General features: G+C 69.6%; 12 protein-coding genes and 1 pseudogene. 6 read left to right on the top strand and 7 right to left on the bottom strand.

Translation table 11 applies throughout. From position 1 onward, the window contains the following. The first annotated feature begins 33 nt into the window (after window positions 1–33). Together cseB and cseC are read left to right on the top strand one after the other, a co-directional pair. A complete protein-coding gene (gene cseB, locus ACZ3HQ_RS09205; protein ID WP_467509092.1) occupies window positions 34–738 on the top strand; it encodes a two-component system response regulator CseB in 705 nt (234 codons plus the stop codon). Window positions 739–746: 8 nt separating this feature from the next. Continuing rightward, complete coding sequence (cseC, locus tag ACZ3HQ_RS09210; RefSeq protein WP_467509093.1) at window positions 747–2,078, top strand: two-component system sensor histidine kinase CseC; 1,332 nt, start codon at window positions 747–749, stop codon at window positions 2,076–2,078. 395 nt (window positions 2,079–2,473) lie between these two features. Here cseC and ACZ3HQ_RS09215 read toward each other — a convergent pair whose 3' ends face one another. Beyond that, window positions 2,474–4,066, bottom strand: a complete 1,593-nt coding sequence (locus tag ACZ3HQ_RS09215) for an MDR family MFS transporter (protein WP_467509094.1) — start codon at window positions 4,064–4,066, stop codon at window positions 2,474–2,476. A gap of 122 nt (window positions 4,067–4,188) precedes the next feature. On the opposite strand from ACZ3HQ_RS09215, the gene ACZ3HQ_RS09220 reads away from it, so the two are divergent. Then, entirely contained in the window at window positions 4,189–4,788 is a 600-nt protein-coding gene (locus tag ACZ3HQ_RS09220) for a TetR/AcrR family transcriptional regulator (RefSeq protein WP_030811215.1), read from the top strand. A gap of 66 nt (window positions 4,789–4,854) precedes the next feature. Here the strand turns inward: ACZ3HQ_RS09220 and ACZ3HQ_RS09225 are convergent, their stop codons facing one another. Then, a complete protein-coding gene (locus ACZ3HQ_RS09225; protein ID WP_467509095.1) occupies window positions 4,855–5,400 on the bottom strand; it encodes a M23 family metallopeptidase in 546 nt (181 codons plus the stop codon). Between the two features lie 440 nt (window positions 5,401–5,840). Here ACZ3HQ_RS09225 and ACZ3HQ_RS09230 point away from each other — a divergent pair, with 440 nt between their 5' ends. Both ACZ3HQ_RS09230 and ACZ3HQ_RS09235 read left to right on the top strand, forming a co-directional pair. Continuing rightward, window positions 5,841–6,443 carry an HAD family acid phosphatase gene (locus ACZ3HQ_RS09230; protein ID WP_467509096.1) on the top strand — a complete coding sequence of 201 codons (603 nt, stop codon included), beginning with the start codon at window positions 5,841–5,843 and terminating at the stop codon, window positions 6,441–6,443. A 50-nt stretch (window positions 6,444–6,493) separates the two neighbouring features. Beyond that, window positions 6,494–7,768: pseudogene (locus ACZ3HQ_RS09235) on the top strand (NACHT domain-containing protein); the annotation flags it as partial. A gap of 447 nt (window positions 7,769–8,215) precedes the next feature. Here ACZ3HQ_RS09235 and ACZ3HQ_RS09240 read toward each other — a convergent pair. Continuing rightward, window positions 8,216–10,738 (bottom strand): ATP-dependent Clp protease ATP-binding subunit, encoded by a 2,523-nt coding sequence (locus tag ACZ3HQ_RS09240; RefSeq protein WP_467509097.1) that lies wholly within the window; start codon window positions 10,736–10,738, stop codon window positions 8,216–8,218. A 430-nt stretch (window positions 10,739–11,168) separates the two neighbouring features. Between ACZ3HQ_RS09240 and ACZ3HQ_RS09245 the strand changes: the two genes are divergently transcribed. Beyond that, a complete protein-coding gene (locus ACZ3HQ_RS09245) occupies window positions 11,169–11,831 on the top strand; it encodes an SCO3374 family protein (RefSeq protein WP_467509098.1) in 663 nt (220 codons plus the stop codon). Here ACZ3HQ_RS09245 and ACZ3HQ_RS09250 read toward each other — a convergent pair. The 4 genes from ACZ3HQ_RS09250 to ACZ3HQ_RS09265 form a co-directional block, all read right to left on the bottom strand. Beyond that, entirely contained in the window at window positions 11,810–12,145 is a 336-nt protein-coding gene (locus ACZ3HQ_RS09250; protein WP_130338348.1) for a histone-like nucleoid-structuring protein Lsr2, read from the bottom strand. The genes ACZ3HQ_RS09245 and ACZ3HQ_RS09250 overlap by 22 nt on opposite strands. A gap of 203 nt (window positions 12,146–12,348) precedes the next feature. Beyond that, the gene (locus tag ACZ3HQ_RS09255) at window positions 12,349–12,882 is read right to left on the bottom strand and encodes an amino-acid N-acetyltransferase (RefSeq protein WP_086694982.1); all 534 of its coding nucleotides are present in this window, start codon (window positions 12,880–12,882) and stop codon (window positions 12,349–12,351) included. A gap of 9 nt (window positions 12,883–12,891) precedes the next feature. Beyond that, window positions 12,892–13,287, bottom strand: coding sequence for a BlaI/MecI/CopY family transcriptional regulator (locus tag ACZ3HQ_RS09260; RefSeq protein ID WP_078858492.1), 396 nt, complete (start codon window positions 13,285–13,287; stop codon window positions 12,892–12,894). Between the two features lie 65 nt (window positions 13,288–13,352). Continuing rightward, window positions 13,353–13,529, bottom strand: coding sequence for a hypothetical protein (locus ACZ3HQ_RS09265; protein ID WP_467509099.1), 177 nt, complete (start codon window positions 13,527–13,529; stop codon window positions 13,353–13,355). Between the last annotated feature and the right edge of the window lie 58 nt (window positions 13,530–13,587).

The following is a 13,587-nucleotide window of genomic DNA, read 5'->3' on the forward strand; positions in this document are numbered from 1 at the left end:
CCCACGAGGACCCACGAGGACTGAGAGCACCGGATGCCAGAGCACACGCACGTCCTGTTCGTCGAGGACGACGACGTCATCCGTGAGGCCACCCAGCTCGCCCTGGAGCGGGACGGCTTCGCGGTCACCGCGATGCCCGACGGCCTGTCCGGGCTGGCGGCGTTCCGCGCCGACCGGCCCGACATCGCCCTGCTGGACGTGATGGTGCCGGGTCTGGACGGGGTCAGCCTGTGCCGCCGTATCCGGGACGAGTCCACGGTGCCGGTGATCATGCTGTCGGCGCGGGCGGACTCCATCGACGTGGTGCTGGGTCTGGAGGCGGGCGCGGACGACTACGTGACCAAGCCGTTCGACGGCGCGGTGCTGGTCGCCCGCATCCGCGCGGTACTGCGCCGCTTCGGGCACGCCGGGCACCCGTCCGGTGCCGGTACGGACGGCGCGGCGGACTCCGACGGGGTGCTGACCTTCGGCGAGCTGGAGGTGGACACCGAGGGCATGGAGGTGCGGCGGGCCGGGCAGCCGGTGGCGCTCACCCCGACCGAGATGCGGCTGCTGCTGGAGTTCTCCGGCGCGCCGGGCACCGTGCTCTCCCGCGACAAGCTGCTGGAGCGGGTCTGGGACTACGGCTGGGGCGGGGACACACGTGTGGTCGACGTCCATGTGCAGCGGCTGCGGCAGAAGATCGGCCAGGACCGGATCGAGACGGTCCGCGGCTTCGGCTACAAGCTGCGGGGCTGAGCGCGGTCATGCGGAGTCTCTTCGGGCGCCCGGTGCGGCGGGTGGCGGGCGTGGGCCTGCGCACCGGTCTGCGGTGGAAGCTGAGCGCGGCCATCGCGCTGGTCGCGGGGCTGGTGGCGATCGCGCTCAGCCTGGTCGTGCACAACGCGGCCCGGGTCTCCATGCTGGACAACGCCCGTGACCTGGCCAACCAGCGGGTCCAGCTCGCCCAGCGCAACTACGAACTCGCCGGGCGGCCCAACTTCCCCAGCATCAAGATCGACGACCCCGCCCTCCCGGCCGAGCTGCGGGCCAAGGTGGAGGAGGGGCGCCGGGCCAGCTACGTCAGCGACACGGGCAGCGGCGAGCCGGACATCTGGGCCGCGGTGCCGGTCAAGAACGGGCATGTGCTCTCGCTGCACGGCGCCTTCCCGGACAAGTCCGCGGATGTGCTGGCCGACCTCGACCAGGCGCTGCTCATCGGCTCCATCGCGGTGGTGCTCGGCGGCAGCGCGCTCGGCGTGGTGATTGGCGGTCAGTTGTCCCGGCGCCTGCGCAAGGCCGCGGTCGCCGCGAACCGGCTGGCGACCGGGGAGACGGACGTACGCGTGCGGGAGGCCATCGGCGGGGTCGTACGGGACGAGGCCGACGATCTGGCCCGCGCGGTGGACGCGATGGCGGACGCGCTGCGGCAGCGGCTGGAGGCGGAGCGGCGGGTCACCGCCGACATCGCGCACGAGCTGCGCACCCCGGTGACCGGGCTGCTCACGGCCGCCGAGCTGCTGCCGCCCGGCCGCCCGACGGAGCTGGTGCTGGACCGGGCCAAGGCGATGCGCACGCTGGTGGAGGACGTGCTGGAGGTGGCCCGGCTGGACGGGGCCTCCGAGCGGGCCGAGCTGCAGGACATCATGCTGGGCGAGTTCGTCGCCCGGCGCGTGGCGGCGAAGGACCCGGACATCGTCGTACGGGTGGTGCACGAGTCCGAGGTCACCACCGACCCGCGCCGACTGGAGCGGGTGCTGCTCAACCTGCTGACCAACGCCGCCCGGCACGGCGAGCCGCCCATCGAGGTGACCGTCGAGGGCCGGGTGATCCGGATACGCGACCACGGCCCCGGCTTCCCCGAGGAACTCCTCGCGGAGGGCCCGCTCCGCTTCCGCACCGGCAGCGAGGACCGCGCCGGCCAGGGCCACGGCCTCGGCCTCACCATCGCCGCCGGCCAGGCCCGCGTACTCGGCGCCCGCCTCACCTTCCGCAACATCCGCCCCCACGGCGAGGGCGCGGTAGCCGTCCTCTGGCTCCCGGAACACGCCCCCACGGCAACAGGCAGCTACCCGGTCCCCCCGACCTTGCGAGGCTGAACACGCCCGGCCGGAACGCGGCGCGGAGACACGCGGTCGCCGCCGCTGGAAATGCGTGGGCCGGCGGGAGACAGCACGGGCCGAGGACCAAGGCCAGAAGGCCCGGAGGCAAGGGCCACTATGCGGAGACGCGCACCGCCCCGGCCGGGGCGGTGGAAATGCCCGCGGGATCCGCACGGAGCGAAGACCCAGACCCAAAGGCCGGGGACGGGGACGCGCGGGTTCCAGCCGGGGCGGGCGGAAGCACGTGGTCTGCGGGAGATCCTGCGGGCCCGGACGCGGGACGGCGCTGGGCAGGCCCCCACCGACGCACCCCGTGCGCCGCGCAGGCGCCCGCCGGAGATCGAAGAAGGCCCCCCGACCGATGGTCGGGGGGCCTTCGTGGCGCCGGGTGGTCAGACCGCTTCGGTCACCGGGGCCGGGGTCGCGTCCGTGGGGTCAGGGGACGGCTTCGTGGGGCCGCCGCGCAGCGGGACCTCCTTGACGAAGACGGCCGCGACGAGGACCACGACGGCGATGGCGGCGCCGAGGAGGAACGCGGAGTGCGTGCCCGAGGACACCGCGTGCTGGTACGCCTCGCGTGCCGCGGCCGGCAGCTTGGCGAGGCTGGCCGCGTCGAGCTGGGCGGACTTCTCGGTGATGCCCTTGCCCAGGGCGCCGGCGCGCTCGGTCATGACGTCCTGCACCCGGTTGTTGAACAGGGCGCCCATGACGGCCACACCGAAGGAGGAGCCGAGGGTGCGGAACAGGGTGGCGGAGGAGGAGGCGACGCCCATGTCCTTCATCTCCACGCTGTTCTGCGCGACCAGCATGGTCACCTGCATCAGGCAGCCCATGCCCGCGCCGACCACGGCCATGTAGATCCCGGAGGTCAGCCGGGTGGTCTCGGTGTCCATCGTGGACATCAGGTACAGCCCGATGACCATCAGCACCCCGCCGGCGATCGGGAAGACCTTGTACCGGCCGCTGTTCGTGGTGACCCGGCCCGCGACCATCGAGGTCACCAGCATCGCGCCGAGCATCGGCAGGAGCAGCAGCCCGGAGTTGGTGGCGGAGGCACCCTGCACGGCCTGCTGGTACAGCGGCAGGAAGAGCGTCGCGCCGAACATCACGAAGCCGGTGACGAAGCCGATGAGGGACATCAGGGTGAAGTTGCGGCTCTGGAAGATGTGCAGCGGCAGCACCGGCTCGGCGGCCTTGGTCTGCCAGAACACGAACCCGACCAGCGAGACCACGCCGAGGGCGGTCAGCTCCATGATCCGCGCGGAGGTCCAGGCGTACTCGGTACCGCCCCACGTGGTGACCAGCACGATCGCGGTGATGCCGACGGTCAGCAGGATCACGCCGAGGTAGTCGATGCCCGCCTTGGCCCGCTTCTTCGGCAGGTGCAGCACGGCCGAGACCAGCGCCAGCGCGACCGCGCCGAGCGGCAGGTTGATGTAGAAGGTCCAGCGCCAGCCCCAGTTGTCGGTGATGGTGCCACCGACCAGCGGGCCGCCGATCATCGCCAGCGCCATGACGCCGGCCATCATGCCCTGGTACTTGCCCCGCTCACGCGGCGGGATCAGGTCGCCGATGATCGCCATGACGCCGACCATCAGACCACCGGCGCCCAGACCCTGGACGGCCCGGAATGCGATCAGCTCGCCCATCCCCTGGGCCATGCCGCTGAGCGCGGAGCCGATCAGGAAGATCACGATCGAGCCGAGGAAGGCGCCCTTGCGCCCGTACATGTCACCGATCTTGCCCCAGACCGGGGTCGAGGCCGCGGTGGCGAGGGTGTACCCCGTCACGACCCAGGACAGGTGCTCGAGGCCGCCCAGGTCGCCCACGATGGTGGGCATCGCGGTGCCCACGATCATGTTGTCCAGCATCGCCAGCATCATGGCGATCATGAGCGCGAGCAGGACCACTCGTACGCTCTTCGGCTGCTTCTCCGGCTGCTCGGGCTCCGCCTGGCCCGCCTTGGCCGTCTGCGTGTCCGCCATTTCTCCCACTCCCCCTGGCGGCTGCTACTTACTTGCCGCCCGGCTAGTTCACTACACTGGAAGGTAGCCTGCTACTAGCCGGGCGTCAAGTAAGTTTCCGCGGGAGCGGGAGGAGTACGAGGATGGGCGACACCATGGACGGCACCAAGCAGCAGCGCCGCGGGAACACCCGCCAGCGCATCCAGGACGTCGCGCTCGAGCTTTTCGCGGAACAGGGCTACGAGAAGACCTCGCTGCGCGAGATCGCGGAGCACCTCGATGTCACCAAGGCGGCGCTCTACTACCACTTCAAGACCAAGGAAGAGATCATCGTCAGTCTCTTCGCGGACCTGACGCAGCCGATCGAGGACCTGATCGAGTGGGGCCGCAGCCAGCCGCACACCCTTCAGACCAAGCAGGAGATCGTACGGCGCTACAGCGCGGCGCTGGCCGGCGCGCAGCCGCTCTTCCGGTTCATGCAGGAGAACCAGGCGACGGTGCGGGAACTGCGCATCGGGGACACGTTCAAGGAACGCATGAAGGGCCTGCGGGACATCATCATCGATCCCGAGGCCGAGTTGGTGGACCAGGTCCGCTCGATCAGCGCGCTCTTCACCCTGCACGCCGGCATGTTCGTGATGGCGGACCTGGAAGGCGACCCCGAGAAGAAGCGCGAAGCGGTTCTCGAAGTCGCCGTGGATCTGGTGACGCAGGCGCACGAGGGCGCCCGCGGCAGGGGGTAGTCCGGACATCCGCGGTCCGGACTACCGGCGGTGGCCGGTGAGGGCCGGGGGACGGTGACCCAGGGCTCAGACGTGGACGCCGTGGGACCGCAGGAAGGTGACCGGGTTGACGGCCGAGCCGTAGTTCGGCGTCTTGCGGATCTCGAAGTGCAGGTGCGGGCCGGTGGAGTTACCGGTGCTGCCCGACAGGGCTATGTGCTGGCCGGTCTTGACGACCTGGCCGACCTTGACGTCGACACGGGACAGGTGGGCGTACTGCGAGTACAGACCGTTGCCGTGCTTGATGACGACGGCGTTGCCGTACGCGGGACCGTCACCGGCGCCGTTCGGGCCGGCCTTGACGACGGTGCCGCCGTGGGCCGCGAGGACCTCGGTGCCGGTGGGCACCGCGAAGTCCTGACCGCTGTGCTTGTGCGCCCAGTGGCTGCCGCCCTGGTCGAAGCTGGCGGAGAGGGTGTACTTCTTCACCGGGTCGACCCAGGAGGTCGCGGAGGCGGAGGCGGCGCTGGCAACCCCGCCACCCAGCACGGCCGCGGCGCCGACACCGGCGGCCAGGACGGCCACGCGAGTGCGGAGCGCGGACGTACGGACAGACGTGGAACGCTTGAACATCGATACCTCGTGAACTCGGAGACAGAGAGCCACCCGGCGTACGGATGTTTCACCGGCGCCGGGCGGGACTCCACATTGGTAACCCCTCACCCCATCCGGGTTCAAAGGGCCCATCTACGGCACGAGGTAGTAGAAGTGTCCGAAATCGGTCATCCCTTGACAGGCCGGACGCCCGGGCCGGACCAGGCGGTACGGCCTGCCGGTATCACTCTGGGTTTCGACGTGTACGTACCGGTTTGCCCTGGTTTGGTATCACACTATCCCGGCTAGTACCGGACATTTCGCCTGTGCGGCATGTCACCGGCGGCCCGACTCCGGGACCCCATAAATGTGACGCGCACCTCTAGCAACCTACCGTCCGGTAACCCTACGGTTCCCCTCGCGCCACCCGCTCCGCAGAGCATGCACTGCACCGTACGGACGCGAGAGGACCCCCCTTCATGACCAGACGCCCCTTGGCGCGCCGCATGGCCGCCGTCGCCGTCTCCACCGCCGCGCTGACCGCGCTCGCCGCCCCCGCCGAGGCCGCCACCACCACGCCCGCGGCCGCCGCCGTCGACTACGCCACCTGGCAGCAGGACTGCGGGCGGGTGATGGACGAGGCTCTCCCCTACATCCAGAGCCGCGCGGCCTCCAGCGGCACCGAGAAGCAGGCCATCATCCTCGACGTGGACAACACCACCCTGGAGACCGACTTCGGCTTCCAGTTCCCCCAGCCCGCCAACCGCCCGGTCCTGAAGGTCGCCCAGTACGCCCAGGACCACGGCGTCGCCCTCATCTTCGTCACCGCCCGCCCCGGACTCCTGCACTGGCCCACGTCCTACAACCTCGAACACGACGGCTACCGCGTGACCGACCTGCGCGTACGCGGCCTCACCGACCTCTTCAAGGACGTCGCCGCCTACAAGACCGCCCAGCGGGCCGACATCGAACGCCGGGGCTACACGATCATCGCCAACATCGGCAACAGCGCGTCCGACCTGAGCGGCGGTCACGCGGAGCGCACCTTCAAACTCCCGGACTACGACGGGCAGTTGTCCTGACCTGACCCCGATGTCCTGGCTAGGCTCCATCCCGACGACGGGGGTGACGGATGGAGCCGACGGCCATCGGCGGCAAGGCGGCCTCCGGGCTGCTCGTCTCACTGCTGAAGAAGGTGTTCCCGGCGGACGGGCCCGGTGCGGGATTGGTCCCGAAGCCCGTCCGGCTGAGCGGCCGGATCTCCCCCGGCGCGGAGAAACGGCACCTGGGCGAGCGGGAGCTCCGCCGCCTCGCCACGCATCTGGTCGAGGAAGCGCTGACCACCCCGGGCGAGCCCCCCTTCCCCGACGACGAGCGAACGGCGGTCACCGACGCGGCTCGCTGAGCGCGAACTTGCCGGCCAACTGGTCAGCGCTGCTTCGTGACTTGACGGTATCTCCGGTGACGCCGAGCTGTTCCTGGAGCGGGCCACCGGGTGGGCCTGCAGCCAGATCACTTTCGTGGCCCGGACGGCCGTCGGCCCGCTGGACGCCGCCTATCTGAGCCTGGAGGCGGTCTGCCAGGACGTCGACCCCCTCGGCTCGGCCTTCGGCACCCCCGCCAAGCCGGTCCGCGTCCCCGCCGACGAGGCGCTGGCCGGGCACGACCGGGTGCTGCTGCGGAGTGTCGCGGGGTCGGGGAAGACCACGCTGGTGCAGTGGCTCGCGGTGTCAGCGGCGAGCGGGGCGACGGGGCGTATGGCGCATCTGGCGGGGCGCGTGCCCTTCGTACTCCCGCTGCGCACCCTCACTCGCCACGGCGAGCAACTCCCCACTCCCGCACGGTTCCTGACGGCCGTCGGCTGCCCGCTCGACGGGGCTCAGCCGGAGGGCTGGGAGTACCGGGTACTGGCCTCGGGTCGGGGGCTGGCGCTGATCGACGGGCTGGACGAGGTGCCGGAGCGCGAGCGGGAGCGAGCCCGCGCGTCCCGCACGGCCGTAAGGAGTTGTACGAGTCCGCCCTCTCCATGCTCCTGACCCGCCGCGGCCGCGAACGGGACATGGCCGTCCCGGAGCTGAGCGAAGAACCCCAACTCCAGCCCCTCCAGAGACTGGTGTACTGACTGATCCGCAACGGCCTACTGATCGCCCCGTCGCCCGACACCCTCCACTTCGTCCACCGCACCTTCCAGGACTATCTGGGCGCCCGGGCAACCGTGGAGGCGGGCGACTTGGGCCTCCTGGCCGAGCACGCGTGCGACGACCAGTGGTCCGACGTAATCCGCATGGCAGTGGCCCTGGCCCGGAAACTGCTGCCGCCCCGGACAGCGCAGGAAGCACGGGAGCTGGCAGGCGCCGGCCCGTGGGTACTGGAGCTTCTGCCGGGTCCCGAGGGCTTGTCGGACAAATAGGCCGAGGCAGTGAGCGTCACGGCAGCCCTGGTGGGCACCGACGCAGCAGTGCCATTGCTGGCGCGATACGCGGCGCATTCTTCGGATCGAGGTACTGGCTGAGGTGGACTCCGACAACTTCTACCTCAGCGTCTTCTCCGCGGAAGCTTTGTGTGCCCTTCCCCGGCTCGGCCCGCGGTCCCGGTTGGCATTCGATGGTGCGCACGATCTGATGGACGTCATGCGGGCGATCCCCAGCGACGTGCAAAAGATCGGCTTCTCGGAGAATCCCCTGCTTCACGACCAGTATCGAGTGAGTTGCCCGGAGGAATGCGGGGTCTTCCTCGGGATGCCCCGCTGGAGAGACTTGGGTGTTCGAGGTTCACTCTGACAAACAACAGGAAAGGGGGCCGGTGCCAGAAAAGCACCGGCCCCCTTTTCGGACCTACGCGAACCCCCGGAGGGCTACGCGTCCTTGCTCAGGTTCGGGTCGCCACCCGCAGCCTGCTCGATCGGCGGGGCGTCGGGCAGGGCGGCCTTTTCCTCGCCTCGGAAGGTGAAGGTCTGGTTCTCGCCCTCGCCCTCCGTGTCGACGACCACGATGTGACCGGGCCGCAGCTCGCCGAAGAGGATCTTCTCCGAGAGGGTGTCCTCGACCTCGCGCTGGATCGTGCGACGCAGCGGACGCGCGCCCAGCACCGGGTCGTAGCCCTTCTTGGAGAGGAGCTCCTTGGCGGACTGGGAGAGCTCGATGCCCATGTCCCGGTCCTTGAGCCGCTCGTCCACCTTGCTGATCATCAGGTCGACGATCCGGAGGATGTCCGCCTGAGTGAGCTGCGGGAAGACGACCACGTCGTCGACGCGGTTGAGGAACTCGGGACGGAAGTGCTGCTTCAGCTCGTCCGACACCTTGTTCTTCATGCGCTCGTAGTTGGTCTTCGTGTCGCCGGAGGCGGCGAAGCCCAGGTTGAAGCCCTTGGAGATGTCCCGCGTGCCGAGGTTGGTCGTCATGATGATGACCGTGTTCTTGAAGTCCACGACCCGGCCCTGGGAGTCGGTCAGACGACCGTCCTCCAGGATCTGCAGCAGCGAGTTGAAGATGTCCGGGTGGGCCTTCTCGACCTCGTCGAAGAGGACGACGGAGAACGGCTTGCGGCGCACCTTCTCGGTGAGCTGGCCACCCTCCTCGTAACCCACGTAGCCGGGGGGCGAACCGAAGAGCCGCGAGACCGTGTGCTTCTCGCTGAACTCCGACATGTCGAGGGAGATCAGCGCGTCCTCGTCACCGAAGAGGAACTCGGCGAGCGCCTTGGACAGCTCGGTCTTACCGACACCGGACGGACCGGCGAAGATGAACGAGCCACCGGGACGCTTCGGGTCCTTCAGACCGGCACGGGTACGGCGGATCGCCTTGGACAGCGCCTTGACGGCGTCGACCTGGCCGATGACCCGCTTGTGCAGCTCCTCCTCCATGCGGAGCAGGCGGCTGGACTCCTCCTCGGTCAGCTTGAAGACCGGGATGCCCGTGGCGGTGGCGAGGACCTCGGCGATCAGCTCGCCGTCGACCTCGGCGACGACGTCCATGTCGCCGGCCTTCCACTCCTTCTCCCGCTTGGCCTTGGCGGCCAGGAGCTGCTTCTCCTTGTCGCGCAGGGAGGCGGCCTTCTCGAAGTCCTGCGAGTCGATCGCGGACTCCTTGTCCCGGCGGACACCGGCGATCTTCTCGTCGAACTCGCGGAGGTCCGGCGGCGCGGTCATCCGGCGGATGCGCATCCGGGAACCGGCCTCGTCGATCAGGTCGATCGCCTTGTCCGGCAGGAAGCGGTCCGAGATGTACCGGTCGGCCAGGGTGGCGGCCTGGACCAGCGCCTCGTCGGTGATGGAGACGCGGTGGTGCGCCTCGTACCGGTCGCGCAGACCCTTGAGGATCTCGATCGTGTGCGGCAGCGACGGCTCCGCGACCTGGATGGGCTGGAAGCGGCGCTCGAGGGCCGCGTCCTTCTCCAGGTGCTTGCGGTACTCGTCCAGCGTGGTGGCACCGATGGTCTGGAGCTCACCGCGGGCCAGCATCGGCTTGAGGATGGAGGCGGCGTCGATCGCGCCCTCGGCGGCGCCCGCACCGACCAGCGTGTGCAGCTCGTCGATGAACAGGATGATGTCGCCGCGGGTGCGGATCTCCTTGAGCACCTTCTTCAGGCGCTCCTCGAAGTCACCGCGGTAGCGGGAGCCGGCCACCAGGGCACCGAGGTCAAGGGTGTAGAGGTGCTTGTCCTTGAGGGTCTCGGGCACCTCGCCCTTGACGATGGCCTGGGCGAGGCCCTCGACGACGGCGGTCTTGCCGACGCCGGGCTCACCGATCAGCACCGGGTTGTTCTTCGTACGGCGGGACAGCACCTGCATGACCCGCTCGATCTCCTTCTCGCGCCCGATGACCGGGTCGAGCTTGGTTTCACGAGCGGCCTGGGTGAGGTTCCGGCCGAACTGGTCCAGCACCAGGGAGGTCGAGGGGGTGCCCTCGGCCGGGCCACCGGCGGTGGCGGTCTCCTTGCCCTGGTAACCGGAGAGCAACTGGATGACCTGCTGGCGCACCCGGTTGAGGTCTGCGCCCAGCTTGACCAGGACCTGGGCGGCGACACCCTCGCCCTCACGGATCAGGCCGAGCAGGATGTGCTCGGTGCCGATGTAGTTGTGGCCGAGCTGAAGGGCCTCGCGGAGCGACAGCTCCAGGACCTTCTTGGCACGGGGGGTGAAGGGGATGTGGCCGGACGGGGCCTGCTGGCCCTGACCGATGATCTCCTCCACCTGCTGACGGACCGCCTCAAGCGAAATGCCGAGGCTCTCCAGGGCCTTAGCGGCGACACCTTCACCCTCGTGGATGAGACCCAGGAGGATGTGCTCGGTGCCGATGTAGTTGTGGTTGAGCATCCGGGCTTCTTCCTGAGCCAGGACGACAACCCGCCGCGCGCGGTCGGTGAACCTCTCGAACATCGTTAATCGCTCCTCAGAGCGGTCAGGCAGTGGGGGGAACTTCCCCTCCCTGTCCTTCCGCAGCTTAGTCCCGCAAGCGGGGACCGCTCATTCCAACTGCCGACACCGTCGATGGCCTCCTGACCCCGAACGCCGACATCTGCTCCAACTCGATGGTGCGAGACGATGTTCCCGCAGGCCAGGCAGTTACCCCACTCGCCGTTCCGCCGATGGCGAACGTGAGACGGCCTTTTCTGCGTGTCGCCCCCTCCCACTAGGGATGTCTTACCCGCGGTGACGGGCGGTCCATGCCGCGCGCACCGTTTCCCTCCGCTATGGGCGAACAACCTCACGACCCCGGGTGCGCCCATGCGCTCCCCCGCTTCGTACACAACGTGACCGTCCGGACGCTCAGCGTAACTCCGGGGCGGCTTCGTCTGTTGCACCTGGCATGGCTGGCTCAACGTCCCCGGCATCCCCGGAGCCCTTCCCGGCGTCATCGGCGCTGCCCTTCCCGCGCCCGAGGCGCCCGCTCGGCCCGGCCCCCGAGGAGGCGGCCCGGCACTGGTACGAAGGAGTGCTGGGCTGGGCGACGGCGCCGGGGGCGCCGCTGCGGCTGGTGACGGGGGTGCGCTTCGACGTGCTGGACGTCCCGGCCGAGGCGGGCGCGGCAGCGCTCAGGCATCTGGCGCCGGAGTCCCCGGTGGCCCTCATGGGCGGCCGGATGCGGCTGCTGGTGGCCGCGGGCAGCGCGGAGGAGCTGCCGGGGCTGCTCGACTGGCTGGAGTGGGGGGCGCTGGCGCTGGACCTGCGGGCGCTGGGCGCCGGGGACCTGACGGAGGCGCCGGCGCCGCCCGTGCGGGCCGTGGGCGCGGCGGGGCCGCCGCCGCGCGCCGGGGCCTCGCAGGGGGCCGCCGGGTGGCTGCGGCCCCCCGAGCCGGGGCGCGATGTGGAGGCGGCGCTGCCCGCCCTGCCGTCCTTCGAGGGCGTCACGGGCGCCCCCGACCTCGTACGGCTGGTGGACACCGTGGCGGCGCAGTGCCACCGAGTCCGGCTGCGGCGGGGCGCCGGGCCCCGTTCGCGGGGGCGTGATCAGCCGTTGGCCTTCTCGTAGGCCTCGCGGATGGACGCGGGGACGCGGCCGCGGTCGTTCACGTCGTAGCCGTTCTCCTTGGCCCAGGCGCGGATGGCCGCGGTGTCCTGGTTGCCACCGGAAGCGGCGCGGGCCTTGCCGCGGCCACCGGAGGAACGGCCACCGGTACGCCGGCCGCCCTTCACATACGCGTCGAGAAGACCACGCAGCTTGTCCGCATTGGCGGTCGTGAGGTCGATCTCGTACGTCTTGCCGTCCAACGCGAACGTCACGGTCTCGTCAGCCTCGCCGCCGTCGAGGTCGTCGACAAGAAGGACCTGAACCTTCTGTGCCACGGGATTTCCTTTCATCGAAAACGTGAGGGCGGGGAGGTCCGCGGCGTACGCCGTTTAGCCGCCCCTGTTATATGCAGTGCAGCAGTACGCCGGAAAGCAAACCGCTTTTGCCGGAAAAACACAAACCCTCGGGGAGAGGCCCCACGCCCTCTCGCGTCCGGAAACGTGCGCGTTTCGGACATAGGGAACCGGGGCATTGGCGATCACAGATGCAGAAGCATCCGGCTGTTGCCCAAGGTGTTGGGTTTCACTCGTTCGAGACCGAGGAACTCCGCGACGCCCTCGTCATAGGAGCGCAGAAGCTCCGCGTACACATCGGCGTCGACCGGTGTCTCACCGATCTCCACGAAGCCGTGCTTGGTGAAGAAGTCGACTTCGAAGGTCAGACAGAAAACCCGGCGAACGCCCAGCCGGCGCGCGGTGTCGAGCAACTTCCCCAGCAGCCGGTGGCCCACTCCGGCGCCCTTGAGGGCCGGGTTCACCGCAAGAGTGCGGACTTCCGCGAGGTCTTCCCACATGACGTGCAAGGCGCCGCAGCCGACGACCTCGGCGTTGTCGTCGCGTTCCGCGACCCAGAACTCCTGGATGTCCTCGTAAAGCGTGACCGTGGCTTTGTCGAGCAGGATGCGGTCTCGCGAGTAGGCGTCGAGGAGTCGGCGGACAGCGGGAACATCGCTGGTCCGGGCACGCCGGACGGTGATGGCATTCGCGGAGACTTCGGGGCTCTTCGCTGACATGGGCGGACGCTATCGCCCGCCGGTCTCCTCCGCCGAACCGGGGTTCTCGCGCGTTTGCGGCCCTTGGACGATACGGATGGCGTCGCTGAGGGCCTGGCGCTGTTCCTCGCTCATCATCCCGAAGAAGGCGACGAGAGCGGCGGCGGGGTTGTCGCTCTGCGACCAGGCGTCGTTCATGAGCGCGGCCGCGTAGGCGGCTCGGGTGGAGACGGCCTCATATCGATAGGCGCGCCCTTCCGCCTCACGGCGGACCCAGCCCTTCTGATGGAGATTGTCCAAAACCGTCATGACGGTGGTGTACGCGATCGAGCGTTCCTGCTGGATGTCTTCCAGGACTTCCCGGACGGTCACCGGGCGGTTCCACTTCCACACCCGTGACATGACGGCGTCTTCGAGATCTCCCAAGGGGCGAGGCACAAAACAAATAATAGTGGGAGATCCGGTCAAACCGGCGGCGACGTGCGGGCCGCTCAGGCGTCGCCGGGGGCGGCCTGGCGGGCGTTCTCCGCACGCGCGAGGGCGGCGTCGACGGCCGCGTCCTCCTTGCCCTTGGCCGCTCCGCCCTGGGTCTTCACGATCACCCGGACCACCCCGATGAAGAGGGCGGCCATGACGAAGGGGGGCACCAGCGCGGAGACGTAGTCCATGGCTCCAGAGTAGCCACGGGGGGCGGCCGGGCAGGGGCGGGGTGGGCCTTATGTCCTC

Source organism: Streptomyces sp. NPDC018263 (genome assembly GCF_055562575.1).

Coding starts and splice junctions, on each gene's coding strand:
- ACZ3HQ_RS09225 (WP_467509095.1), bottom strand. CDS start 5,400: ATGTTCAAGCGTTCCACGTCTGTCCGTACGTCCGCGCTCCGCACTCGC.
- cseC (WP_467509093.1), top strand. CDS start 747: ATGCGGAGTCTCTTCGGGCGCCCGGTGCGGCGGGTGGCGGGCGTGGGC.
- ACZ3HQ_RS09220 (WP_030811215.1), top strand. CDS start 4,189: ATGGGCGACACCATGGACGGCACCAAGCAGCAGCGCCGCGGGAACACC.
- ACZ3HQ_RS09245 (WP_467509098.1), top strand. CDS start 11,169: ATGGCTGGCTCAACGTCCCCGGCATCCCCGGAGCCCTTCCCGGCGTCA.
- ACZ3HQ_RS09215 (WP_467509094.1), bottom strand. CDS start 4,066: ATGGCGGACACGCAGACGGCCAAGGCGGGCCAGGCGGAGCCCGAGCAG.
- ACZ3HQ_RS09265 (WP_467509099.1), bottom strand. CDS start 13,529: ATGGACTACGTCTCCGCGCTGGTGCCCCCCTTCGTCATGGCCGCCCTC.
- ACZ3HQ_RS09240 (WP_467509097.1), bottom strand. CDS start 10,738: ATGTTCGAGAGGTTCACCGACCGCGCGCGGCGGGTTGTCGTCCTGGCT.
- cseB (WP_467509092.1), top strand. CDS start 34: ATGCCAGAGCACACGCACGTCCTGTTCGTCGAGGACGACGACGTCATC.
- ACZ3HQ_RS09230 (WP_467509096.1), top strand. CDS start 5,841: ATGACCAGACGCCCCTTGGCGCGCCGCATGGCCGCCGTCGCCGTCTCC.
- ACZ3HQ_RS09255 (WP_086694982.1), bottom strand. CDS start 12,882: ATGTCAGCGAAGAGCCCCGAAGTCTCCGCGAATGCCATCACCGTCCGG.